General features: G+C 47.0%; 12 protein-coding genes. 2 read left to right on the forward strand and 10 right to left on the reverse strand.

What is annotated here, in order from left to right:
* Nucleotides 1-79: 79 nt before the first annotated feature.
* Nucleotides 80-2,119 carry an ATP-binding protein gene (locus tag ACN4EG_RS20020; protein WP_431631980.1) on the forward strand — a complete coding sequence of 680 codons (2,040 nt, stop codon included), beginning with the start codon at nt 80-82 and terminating at the stop codon, nt 2,117-2,119.
* A 95-nt stretch (nt 2,120-2,214) separates the two neighbouring features.
* Here the strand turns inward: ACN4EG_RS20020 and ACN4EG_RS20025 are convergent, their stop codons facing one another.
* The 10 genes from ACN4EG_RS20025 to ACN4EG_RS20070 form a co-directional block, all read right to left on the reverse strand.
* Entirely contained in the window at nt 2,215-2,742 is a 528-nt protein-coding gene (locus ACN4EG_RS20025; protein ID WP_431631956.1) for a DUF1003 domain-containing protein, read from the reverse strand.
* Between the two features lie 241 nt (nt 2,743-2,983).
* Nucleotides 2,984-3,523 (reverse strand): TIGR02588 family protein, encoded by a 540-nt coding sequence (locus ACN4EG_RS20030; RefSeq protein WP_431631957.1) that lies wholly within the window; start codon nt 3,521-3,523, stop codon nt 2,984-2,986.
* On the reverse strand, nt 3,520-4,491 hold the full coding sequence (locus ACN4EG_RS20035; RefSeq protein WP_431631958.1) for a TIGR02587 family membrane protein: 972 nt from the start codon (nt 4,489-4,491) through the stop codon (nt 3,520-3,522). Before ACN4EG_RS20035 ends, ACN4EG_RS20030 begins: the two co-directional genes overlap by 4 nt.
* A 13-nt stretch (nt 4,492-4,504) precedes the next feature.
* Nucleotides 4,505-4,909 carry a phage holin family protein gene (locus ACN4EG_RS20040; protein WP_431631959.1) on the reverse strand — a complete coding sequence of 135 codons (405 nt, stop codon included), beginning with the start codon at nt 4,907-4,909 and terminating at the stop codon, nt 4,505-4,507.
* A 100-nt stretch (nt 4,910-5,009) separates the two neighbouring features.
* Nucleotides 5,010-5,195 carry a YqaE/Pmp3 family membrane protein gene (locus tag ACN4EG_RS20045; protein WP_431631960.1) on the reverse strand — a complete coding sequence of 62 codons (186 nt, stop codon included), beginning with the start codon at nt 5,193-5,195 and terminating at the stop codon, nt 5,010-5,012.
* A 106-nt stretch (nt 5,196-5,301) separates the two neighbouring features.
* Nucleotides 5,302-5,715 carry a hypothetical protein gene (locus ACN4EG_RS20050; protein WP_431631961.1) on the reverse strand — a complete coding sequence of 138 codons (414 nt, stop codon included), beginning with the start codon at nt 5,713-5,715 and terminating at the stop codon, nt 5,302-5,304.
* 85 nt (nt 5,716-5,800) lie between these two features.
* Entirely contained in the window at nt 5,801-7,282 is a 1,482-nt protein-coding gene (locus ACN4EG_RS20055) for a PRC-barrel domain-containing protein (protein ID WP_431631962.1), read from the reverse strand.
* 479 nt (nt 7,283-7,761) lie between these two features.
* The gene (locus tag ACN4EG_RS20060) at nt 7,762-7,929 is read right to left on the reverse strand and encodes a hypothetical protein (protein ID WP_431631963.1); all 168 of its coding nucleotides are present in this window, start codon (nt 7,927-7,929) and stop codon (nt 7,762-7,764) included.
* A gap of 249 nt (nt 7,930-8,178) precedes the next feature.
* Nucleotides 8,179-8,520: a CsbD family protein gene (locus ACN4EG_RS20065; protein ID WP_431631964.1), complete on the reverse strand. Its 342-nt coding sequence runs from the start codon at nt 8,518-8,520 to the stop codon at nt 8,179-8,181.
* 323 nt (nt 8,521-8,843) lie between these two features.
* Nucleotides 8,844-9,560, reverse strand: a complete 717-nt coding sequence (locus ACN4EG_RS20070; RefSeq protein WP_431631965.1) for a response regulator — start codon at nt 9,558-9,560, stop codon at nt 8,844-8,846.
* A 534-nt stretch (nt 9,561-10,094) separates the two neighbouring features.
* Here ACN4EG_RS20070 and ACN4EG_RS20075 point away from each other — a divergent pair.
* Nucleotides 10,095-10,883, forward strand: a complete 789-nt coding sequence (locus tag ACN4EG_RS20075) for an SDR family oxidoreductase (protein ID WP_431631966.1) — start codon at nt 10,095-10,097, stop codon at nt 10,881-10,883.
* The last annotated feature ends 193 nt before the right edge of the window (nt 10,884-11,076 follow it).

Consider the following 11,076-nt stretch of genomic DNA (forward strand, 5'->3'; position numbering starts at 1 on the left):
GTTCATCCTTGGCCTGATGAGTTAATCGCTTTAAGTCGGGCAGTTCTGTCATCCTTTCACTCTAGCCAATTTCTCCAAAATTGCAACACCCCAGTCGAGTAATTACCGCCGATTTACTCCCTCTGCCCAGGCTGTGTTTAACCTGATCCCCACAGATTTAGGCCGCCCCATCAGTGATCTGCGGTTTAGCATTGTTGGTTCCGATCTGGAGGAATTGGTAAGTGAGGTGATTGGTACTCTGAATCCGGTGGAACGGGAAGTGCAGGATCAGCAGGGGCATTGGTTTATGCTACGCATTCGCCCCTACCGTACCATTGATAATCAGATCATGGGCGCGATCGTAGCGCTGGTGGACATTGACAATCTGAAGTACACAGAGCAAAGCCTACGCCAAACGCAGTCTCACCTAGAAACCGAACTCGAAGCCATGCAACAGGTGCAGGATCTGAGTTTGCAATTGGTTTCCGCCTTGGATTTGGATCGGATTTTAAATCAAGCCCTTGGAGCAACGATGGGCTTGCTCCATGCCGATGGGGGAACCATCCAACTCTATGATCCCCAACGGGATTTATTGGAAATCATTGCCCATCAGGGGTTTAACCCTGCGTTTCTCGATGACTTCCGGGAGGTGCGGTGGGATGATAGCTTGGCTTGTAGCCACGCCCTGAAGGAAGGGCAACGGGTGATTATTGAGGATGTACAAACTGATCCAGAGTTTGCCCATTATCGCCCTATCGCAGCAGCAGGGTATCGAGCAGTCCAGTCCACTCCGCTGATGGATAGCCAAGGCCAGGTCCTCGGGGTGCTTTCGACTCATTTCCATCAGACCCACCGCCCCGCCGATCGGGAGTTGCGCATCCTAGATCTCTATGGCCGGATGGTGTCAGCCATGATTTCCCTAGCGTTGGCTCAGCGCGATCGCCAAGTTTTGATCGATCAAGCCCGAGTAGCTGAGGCTGCCAATGCCAGTAAGGATGAATTTCTGGCCATGCTTTCCCATGAACTACGAACTCCTTTAACTAGCATTATGAGTTGGGCTCAACTGATGGAGCGGGGGCTCTTAGATGCAACGGAGCAGCACCAAGCGATCGTGGCTATTCTTGAAGGTGCCTTGAGCCTGACCAAACTGATCGAAGATTTGCTGGATGTTTCTCGTATTATTCAACAGCGTTTTGAGATTGTTCCCCAAGCCTGTGACTTACCGGCAGTGCTGCGGCAGGCGATTGATTTATTGCAGCCCCAAATGGCCGCGAAGGGCCTTCATCTAGCCATAGACTTTCAACCCTGTCCAGTGCAACTGAAGCTCGATTCGACTCGCATCAGTCAGGCTTTCTTAAATCTTCTCTCCAACGCGATTAAGTTTACCCCCAGTGGCGGTACCATTACGGTGCTGTTAACGGACACATTGACCCAGGTACAGGTGCAGGTAAGGGATACCGGGGAAGGGATTGCTGCCGATCAACTTCCCTATGTTTTTGAGCGTTTTCAGCAGGCAGATTCTTCCAATACGCGGCGGGCAGGTGGTTTGGGGTTAGGATTGTTTCTCGTGCGCTCGATTGTTGAAGCCCATGGAGGAACGGTCGTGGCCGATAGTTCAGGCGTGGGTCAGGGCGCTACGTTTACCATTACCCTACCCAAGGTCACCGCTACCTTGCCTACGACGATCGCACCTAGGGAGCAATTCTCGTTAGCACCTGTGGCTATGACAAAGAGATTTACTGAACGGTCAACGGATCTGACCCTAGCGGGCATCAAAATTTTGTTGGTGGATGATGATGAAATGACCTTAGTGGCAATTTCCTTTGCTTTGCAGCAGTTTGGCGCGATCGTAACTAGCGTATATTCTGCAAGGGAGGCGATGGAACAGCTTAGCCAGGAACTGCCCGATATCATTATTAGTGATGTGGGATTACCAGATATCAATGGCTATGATCTCATCCGACGAATCCGAGCTTTGCCACCGGAACAGGGAGGACAATTGCCTGCAATTTCTTTGTCGGGCTATGCCGATCAGCAAAGTGTCGATCTCGCACTCAATGCAGGATTTCAAGTTCACATTAGTAAACCGATGGATATTGATGAACTGATTGCCTGGGTGCTAAGGCTGATCCAGACTTAATGGGTGGACTTTCCCAAATTGACCCGCTTTACCCGTTCACCAGACTACCACCTCACCAAACTACAATTCTCACCAGACTAACAGCCCTATCAGATCTATTGCAGAGGCTGAAGATTTTCCTGCAGAAGTGTAATCACAAGTTCAGGATCGGTCATTTCTTTCATGGTATCTGCTTCGATGTCCTTACGATCGACCACGTTGGGTAAATCAGCCCGCAATTCCTCAAGCAGCCCAATGATTTTTGCAATTTTTTGTTCTGTTAATAAGTCTAGCTGTAGCATCAAATGGGACTGTTGGTTAGCTAGATTATCTTGGCGATTTTGTCGAATTAAAAGGGTGGTGGATAGGAGCAAGGCAACCGTATCTAGCAACTGTTCATGCAACTGATAGTCTGGAATCCCTAAATTGAGAATACCCATGCGATGCAGCTTACTGACTAGCCACCACAGAAAGAAAAAGATAATTAAGGCGTAGAGAAAAACAGGCTTGCTACTCAGCATTGCCAAGCGATCGAGAAACTTTAGGTGAATTGTCTCTTGCTCTTCGTACTGATCATAGAGTTTGATTACTGATTCAACATTCTTAAGAACCTGATCTGGAACTCCTAGCTTTGAGTTGACCATTGTTTTTTCCTACCTTAACTGAACTAGATTCGATTTACCTGAAAATAAATTCTGATTAGTAGCTGTTTTGTAATTAATCTACTAATTACTACAACGTATGTGATGCAGCATGTGCGATTCAGTGTGTGTGGTGCAGCATGTGTAATGTAGTGTGTGTCATGAAAGGTTTGTAATTCAGACTATGCAACGTCATGGGTTTCACTCAACGTGTGTTGAATGCAATGCATATGAGGTTGAATGTCTAGGGGAGTTGATAGTTGGTAACGCGAATCTTAAAGTTACTTTGTTGGGGATTCTCTGGTATGACAAAGACTCCCTCCTCTACCTCTTTTCTGGATAGAAAGTCAATTTCCTGGGTTCCGACCTCTTGGGTCTGGCCATTACGCTGAATTTCTCCAACGAGTTGGACTTGAGTAGCTGTTTGATCCCCTTCATTGGTGACTTTAAAAGGCACATGGAATTGGCCCGATCGTTCCTGCATTTTCTCCCAATCTAGGGAAACTACGGGATTAGGCGGCTTCTGGGTATTGGGTTTTAACCACAGCACGCCCACCAATGCAATCAAGCCACTCACGATCGTCAAAGAAATGCCAAAACTGAGCCATTCGATCGGGGTTCTTTGAGGTTGTTGGGACTGATGCGGTGATTGAGTTGAATCTGATTGAGTTGAGTCTGATTGCGTTGAGTCTGGGGATGCTGGCTCTTGCTCTAATGCCGTATTCCCTTGCGATGGTTTGTCCCCTCGCTCTGAGCCGAACTGAAAATTTTGATTAGATTTCATAGTGCCAGTCTTCCTGCCGCTCCCCCGATCGTAGCCGGTAATCCTAAGACAATAGTGTAACTAACCCATAGGGTGGGCGGATCTCCCCATTGGAGTAACTGGAAAAACCAAAGCATGCCACAAGCTACGACTAAAGATACGAGGTAGGACATGACCGTTTCACTGAGCGGCGTTTGAAATAGACCCCGCTGCTTGCGTCGTTTGGTTTGATCGGAAAAATTAGCTTCAAAAACAATGCCGTAGGAAATCAACAAAGAAGCCATAATCGTTAAAATCAGCCAAGGCCCAGAGGTATTTGCAGCCAAGGTTCTGACTTCGTCGGTGGGGGCAATGCTAAAGGCAATAATTAAAGCGCCGGTCATCGTAGCCAGAATATCATTGAAAGTATCCTGCCACAGAACGGACGATCGGGCCTGTTGTGGGCGATCGGCATTCTTAGCATCATTGTTGGTGCCATCGTTAGTGCCATCGTTGGTGCAATCGTTGGTACCACTGTCTACGCTACTATTTGTGTCCTTATCTGAATCATCATTATTGGTTAAAAATTGATTGGCGAGACTGACTCCCATGGACAAGGGAACACTCTCAAAAATTACCTTTCCAAGTATTTCATGAAGTTGGTTCTCTAAGGTTACTTCCCGTAATAGGACTAGCAGAATGAATGAGCAGACAATACCGATCGCTAGCGCTTCGACGGTATCCATAATGAGGAGTATCCAATGTACCGAGGAAGATTTTCGGAAGCCCGCTGTATAGTTCAAGCCAAAAACAACGATACTCGTAATTGCTAGCGATGCGAGCATGATCGGCGGAGTCACAGAGGAGCCAATCCACCAAACTTCCATCGTATACAGAAGGGGAATCCCAAATAAAAAGCCACCACAAGCGCCCCGGACGAGATCTTGACATTCTCGTTTTAGAGCGGATTGACGGTGGCTTTGGTGCTGTGTAGAACGAACCTGTGCCATAACTGCGATTTAATTATTTTTGACTAGCTTCTAAGGATTTTTCGGGGGTGCCGGAGCTCAAAAAGCTCGGTAGAGTCCGATCGGCAAAGTAGCTGTTGAGGAATGTGGTGCCCAGGGAAAGAACAACAGGGCCTAATAGAGTTGCTGCTGTACCGTGAACTGCAAAGCCCGGAACGACAACGCCTGCTAACCAGAAACAGATTCCGTTAACAACAAACGAGAACAAGCCTAACGTCAGGAAATTAATGGGGAGCGAAAGGAGCGAAAGTACCGGACGAATGGTTCCGTTGATTAAACCAATGGCCAGGGCAGCAACGATCGCGGCTGGGAAGTTAGCAATGTAAACGCCTTTAAACAGAATATCTACAACGAGTAGACTGAGAGCGGTTACTAAAGTGGTTAAGAAAAAGCTAGTCATGGGAAACCTCTATAGGGGATCAATTAAGTATTAATAAGAGTCTGACTTTCGCATCCAGTGCGCGTTAGCAGAATGTAGCAGAGTAGGACGTAGGAGAGAATTAAAGATTTTCAGGGTTCATCACTTCGTCATAACGGGTTAGTGCCCACAGTGCATGGATAATGCCGGGAACCCAACCCAGGAGGGTCAATAGAATACTAATGATGAGGGTTGTGCTAACACCATAGGTCAGAAAAACAGCCGCAGGGGGCAATACAATGGCGAGTAGATAACGTAAGGGTTTCATTGAAAGTACTCCGTTTAATTAGTGTAATCAGTTTAATCAGTAGTCAAGGAACAAAATGGTTGAGAGCGAAGGCTCTCAGAGCTATAAAGCCTTCTGCAACTTGACCCTAGGGTTTTGGAGAATCCGATCGCAAGCGGTTTTTAACTTGAGCCAGCAATTCTTTTTCCATCCGTGAGACGGTTTGCCCTAATTCGTTGACCTTGCGTTCAACTTGGGTTTGCTTTCGTTCCGCTAAAACAGGTTGATCGGGATTTGCTCGCTGTGCATCCAGTTGCTGGTTGTACCAGTCTTTTGCATCCGTCGCCTTCCCCCGAACTGTCAGATAGCGATCGCCGTAGCGTTGTATCATCTGTTGGTCAAGGCTCTCTAGACCCTGCTTCAGCTCCTGGTAGGACTGTTTCGCTTCCGCTTCAGGATTTCGAGAAAATGACAACCACTTCACTTTAATTTGGGTTCCCCAACGTATTAGAGATTGTTTAAGGGTTGTCAGCGATTCAGAAAGTTGATTGTTTTCGGACATATAGAACCTCCGGAGTGGGAAATGCTGAGCAAAGTAGCCCAAGCATTTCCGGATGAATTAATAAACCTGCCTAAGGCCGTGGCCGTTAGTTCATGGCTGGCAATGCAGCTCGACCGGGTTGAGGGGCGCGTAGCTGAGCTTGACTGAACTCCGGCGTTTGGGTGTAGACCGAGGCCAGCAGAACATCTAGGACATCGGCACGGCGGGCTGCTTCGATCGCGTGGTGAGTAATGAGTTCACCGGCATTCAGGATGACCTGATCTTGATAATCGAGAATAACTCGGGTAACTGGACGGCCTAAGGCACCCTTAATCCGTTGCTCTTCCAGCGCTTGGGCACTTTGGTCACGCAGTTGGGCAGTTTTATATTTTGCCCACCGCAGCAACTGGGAGGTGCCTTCTTGTACCTGGGTTCCCAGACTTTCAGCGGTGCTACTTAACTGAGCGCGGGTAGTGTCGATCGCCTCGCCGGTGCTGGACTTAGCTGCGTCCGTGGAAGACAAACCCACGGATTTGAGCAGTTCCTTTTCCGTATTGGTGTGGCGGGCTCGTTCAACCACGGGCTGCGTAACGATTTGCCCTGGAGCCACTACAATCACACCGCTGCGAGTCCGGACAATGCTTTGGGCACGGCGGCCTAAGGCTTGATTAACTGTGTACTGGGCTGTCACAGCGCTGGTTTTGTGGGAGATGTCTTGGGCCACATTGTCTGCCTTCTGAGCCAGCTTGTCTGCAACTTCGCTAGCCCGCTGTTTGGCATCTTCCACCAAATTGCCACCCGTGGCACGATAAAGCCGATCCAAAATTCCCAAGTCCTCAGCGGCATTAACATTGGTCATAGTGACCAATTGCCCTGCTTCCAAGAACATTGTTCCATCGGGTTGCAAAACGGATTCCTCGGTGGTGCGGCCTAGGACGTAGTTGCGTTGAACCTCGACCGGAACGATCGTATTAGCAATTTGACTAGTTGCTTGACGGCGGACTTCCTGAACTTGATCCCCTGCTTTTTGCGCAGCTTCCTGGACTTTCTCGCCCGTCGTTTGCATGGCTCCCTTGATGCCACCGACTTGCTCTTCCATCAACTCTGCAACTACTTCCGGCACAAAGGCATAGTCTTCTCCGATGCGCAGCGTTTGCAGGACAGGTACAAAGGAACGTCCAGAGTAGGCGTCAGCAAAAATTCCGCCGGAGACCTCATAACCCTCAACAACACCACTATTTTCATCGAAATATAGGTCAACCATTTTGCCTAAATTCTGACCAGTTACTGTCAGAATTTGGGTGCCTTTCATGATGTTATTGTGTTCCAAAATGGCTGCTATCGTATTGTGGGAGGATGCAGAAATTAAATCTTCTTTGGAACCTGTAATGACTGCATCTGCACCGATCGAGTGAACTGATTCGATCGGAATTACCTTCGCATCTCTTAAAAAGCCTGGTTCTTCCACAAGTAATGCCACCAATAGGTTGCGCTCTTGGTCAAAAATTAAATCCAGAACTTTTGCAAACCTTTTTCCAGTATCAAATGCCACGATCGGGCATCCAATTAAATCGCTACCTTTCCGCATGACCTAACTCCCAAAAATCAACTTTTCATTCGACGTAAACTACTTTAGAGATTGAAGCAAGTACATAGATTGATGCCAGCAAGCATCTCCGTGCATCCTAGAAATATTTGAATGGTCTCGATTGGTACAAGACGCTAATCCAGCCGGCGTTTCAATTTTTTAGGTCGTACCAATTTATTAAGGTAGACAAAACTGATGCAACGGAAGCTGAGAGGATAGGATGAACACAGGATAAATAATCTACAGAAGCTGCGTATTGGCTGGCTTAACTCATCTTGGCTTCAAACGCTGAAAATTGGCAAAATTTCGTAATTCTTGCACAAACTTCCATTTAAATTTTCGTGCAATTTCTCGTGTAATTCATTGTGTAGTTCTCAGTCTCTCCTCTATGGTGAGTTTTGCATGAGATTGACTACACAATTAAGTGACCACCGATTGACTAGAATTTAACAACGAAGTCTTATTCCTAAATCCTTTCATTAGAACTGATCAGGGGTTCGGTGAATTTCCAGTCGCTTACTACCAAAACCATTAATCAGATTGATAGCTCCAGAATATTCTAAGCCGGTCAAAATGGCTGCGAGGATCAGTAGTAAAAGGGGTAACTGGAGGGCTGTATTGGATTGCTTTCCTACGAAGCGTGGCATAACTTGGTTCCTCAAAGGGTCTCAGTAACAGTTTCAGGAAAAAATAAGAGGTTAGATCGTAAAGAAATCTTCTAGGTGGAGAACTATTGATAGATCAACCACCTAGACTTAGGGGGTAATGTATAGGGAGAATGAATTTTGAGTTAACTTGAATCAGTCAAGTTCCAATCCAGTTAACTCAAATCTAAAGTGTTCAGTGGTAGACCACTAACGGTAGACCACTAACGGTAGACCGTTAACAGCGGCTCACTAACGACGACGGATATCTTCAGAAGCATTTAGAGTATCTGCTTCTGTTTGCTTCATCCGGCCTTTTGCAACCTTCGTAGGGTCATCGGTTGCTTCGCCGATAGTTTCCTCAATCTTGCCTGCAACATTTTTAGCTGCTGCTTCCACTCGGGTTTGAACACCTTCAGCAAAGTCTTGAGCTTTTTCCTTCAGGTTTTCTGCACTGTGGCGCACATTTGCTTCCGCTTGCTTCGCCTTACCTTCGTGCTGATCTGCGGGGTCACCCGTAACGTTGCCGATCGCCTCTTGAGCCTTTCCTTCAAGATTTTTAGCTGTTGCTTTAGCCTTTCCTTCTAAACTCATGATTAATACTCCTGCGAGTGATTTAAGTGTTCTGTGAATCGAAGCGTGAATAGTGGCGGTTAAGTAAAGTGGTTAACTTGTTTCTCTTGCCCGCAACCGCTTCGATGTCTTTAATGTAATCAACTCAACCGAAGTATCCGTCTATCAAAAGGGGGCGATTTTATACTGTTCTAGGGAAGCAACTGGAAAACGGGATTAAGTGGATGGGGTAGAATTGGCTCAAAGCGTTGCTATATCAGGCATTGAGTCCCTCATCCTTTGGAACTGTGCTCCCCCTCACTTTAGGAAGATTCAGGTTCTGCCTAGCATTGAGCCAATTCTGTTTATTCAATCAAACCTGCTCTGAGCGCTAGAACCGCCGCATGGGTTCGATCGTCCACGCACAGCTTATTCAAAATATGGCGCACGTGGGTTTTGATGGTGCCGACGGTTACAAATAGAGTTTCTGCAATCTCAGCATTGCTATAGCCGCGCACAATGAGTTGTAAAATCTCAATTTCCCGATCGGTCAAACCAGCCTTTCCAACAATTTCCTCATATTCCGCATCTAACGCCTTAATTTGCACCGTTTTCTCGGTTTCTGGCGCTGTCACCACTTCCTGCTGCCGAACTTGTTGGAGCACAATGCTGGCGATCGTGGGATCGATCCAAGGATTGCCCTCATGGGTCGATCGAATGGCCTCTTCCAACTTATCCATGCTGATGTCCTTCATGCAGTAGGCATCAGCCCCCGCCGCAAAGGCCGCCATAACGGAATCTTCCCCCTTGTGCATGGTCAACATCAAAATTTTCGTTGAAGGCTCCGTCTCAGTAGAATATTCGCGAAATCGCCGCAGCATCTCAATGCCATCCATATCGGGTAACCCAATGTCCACGATCGCAACATCGGGTTTTTCGCTGGTCATTAGTTTTAATCCTTGGATCCCATTGGCTGCTTCCCCAATGACGCTGATGCCTTCACGGCGCTGGAGGGCAGCTTCTAATCCCATTCGAGTAAGGTCATGATCCTCGACAATTACAATCCGGATGACGTCTTCCATGGTGTTTCTCCTTAAATTTTTGAATTGAGACTCAAGTTTTCTAAATTGAGAGTCGTCAGACTGTGAGAGTAATTAGACTGTGAGAGTAATTAGACTGTGAGAGTAGTTAGACTGTGAGAGTAGTTAGACTGTAGCTCTCCCAACATCACAGTTTTACTTCTAGCGTTATATTAATACAGACAAGGGGAAATTTAGCCGATCGCTCAGTAGATTGCAGGTTCAGTTAGGAACTCCTTATTTTTCTGTGGTAGAGATGGGGCTGAAAGTTAGGGATGCCAGAGCTGTCTAGGATAGAGCCACTTAGGATAGAGCCACTTAGGATAGAGCCATTTAGAATAGAGCCGTCTGATATAGAGGGGATCATCTCTGATTAGCATGATGACGGCTTAACGCATGGCGTTTGAACGGGTTGATGGATGATAAAAGTGATACCTGAAAAGCTGAGTTGCTAAAAAAATGGATCACTAAAAACAAGCCTTAGAATGCAATCCATAACTCTATTGAAAATTAATTCAAAACATAAATAGTTAGACTATGAAACTTCAAAATAAAGTTGCAATTGTAACGGGATCTGGTACAGGTATTGGTCGAGCGACAGCAATCCTTCTAGCTCAGCAGGGCGCGAGGATTGGGGTGATCGATCGCACCATTGCCCAAAGTCAAGAAACCGTAAAAACCATTGAAAGTCAGGGTGGGCAGGCTATATGGCAACATGCCGATGTCTCCCAACCCGATCAAATGGAACAGGCGATCGAGCAAGTGATGCGGCAATGGGGACGAATTGACATTGTGGTGGCCAATGCTGGAATTAATGGAACTTGGGCTCCGATCGAAGATTTGCTCCCGGAGGAATGGGATACCACGCTGCACACGAATCTCAAGGGCACCTTCTTGACTGTGAAATATGCAGTGCCATATCTCAAGCAGCGATCGGAGGGATCAATCATTATCGTTTCTTCTGTGAACGGTACCCGAGGTTTTAGTTTATCTGGTGCGACCGCCTATGCCTGCTCTAAGGCGGCCCAGGTGGCCTTTGCCAAAATGATCGCCTTGGAATTAGCCAAATATCACATTCGAGTCAATGTGATTTGCCCCGGCGCGATCGAAACAGGAATTAACGACCATGACTCCCAACGTCGCCGCCTAGAAGAAATTCAAGAACCCGTTGAGTTTCCACGGGGAAACATTCCATTAACGGGGGGACATCCCGGCAAATCTGAAGATGTAGCGCAGTTGGTGCTATTTCTAGCCTCCACTGAATCTAGCTACATTACAGGGACTGAGATTTGGATTGATGGAGCGGAGTCACTGATTAAGGGCTAGGCCAATGCCAAACAGGGGGCATTGCAGAGGGGGCATTGCCGAGGGGACATTGCAGAGGGGACATTGAGTCAACTAGTCAACAATTAGATCAGAAATTAGATCAGAATTTAGATCAGACGTGAGGAGCGATTGAGGTGTGACAGAGGGCATCCCAAAATTATTAAATCTTTCTATAGTCAAATATTATTCTTCA

Origin of the sequence: Alkalinema pantanalense CENA528, from assembly GCF_050753345.1 — a bacterium.
GTDB classification, from domain to species: Bacteria; Cyanobacteriota; Cyanobacteriia; order Leptolyngbyales; family Leptolyngbyaceae; genus Alkalinema; species Alkalinema pantanalense.

Coding starts and splice junctions, on each gene's coding strand:
- ACN4EG_RS20025 (WP_431631956.1), bottom strand. CDS start 2,742: ATGGTCAACTCAAAGCTAGGAGTTCCAGATCAGGTTCTTAAGAATGTT.
- ACN4EG_RS20030 (WP_431631957.1), bottom strand. CDS start 3,523: ATGAAATCTAATCAAAATTTTCAGTTCGGCTCAGAGCGAGGGGACAAA.
- ACN4EG_RS20035 (WP_431631958.1), bottom strand. CDS start 4,491: ATGGCACAGGTTCGTTCTACACAGCACCAAAGCCACCGTCAATCCGCT.
- ACN4EG_RS20040 (WP_431631959.1), bottom strand. CDS start 4,909: ATGACTAGCTTTTTCTTAACCACTTTAGTAACCGCTCTCAGTCTACTC.
- ACN4EG_RS20045 (WP_431631960.1), bottom strand. CDS start 5,195: ATGAAACCCTTACGTTATCTACTCGCCATTGTATTGCCCCCTGCGGCT.
- ACN4EG_RS20050 (WP_431631961.1), bottom strand. CDS start 5,715: ATGTCCGAAAACAATCAACTTTCTGAATCGCTGACAACCCTTAAACAA.
- ACN4EG_RS20055 (WP_431631962.1), bottom strand. CDS start 7,282: ATGCGGAAAGGTAGCGATTTAATTGGATGCCCGATCGTGGCATTTGAT.
- ACN4EG_RS20060 (WP_431631963.1), bottom strand. CDS start 7,929: ATGCCACGCTTCGTAGGAAAGCAATCCAATACAGCCCTCCAGTTACCC.
- ACN4EG_RS20065 (WP_431631964.1), bottom strand. CDS start 8,520: ATGAGTTTAGAAGGAAAGGCTAAAGCAACAGCTAAAAATCTTGAAGGA.
- ACN4EG_RS20070 (WP_431631965.1), bottom strand. CDS start 9,560: ATGGAAGACGTCATCCGGATTGTAATTGTCGAGGATCATGACCTTACT.
- ACN4EG_RS20075 (WP_431631966.1), top strand. CDS start 10,095: ATGAAACTTCAAAATAAAGTTGCAATTGTAACGGGATCTGGTACAGGT.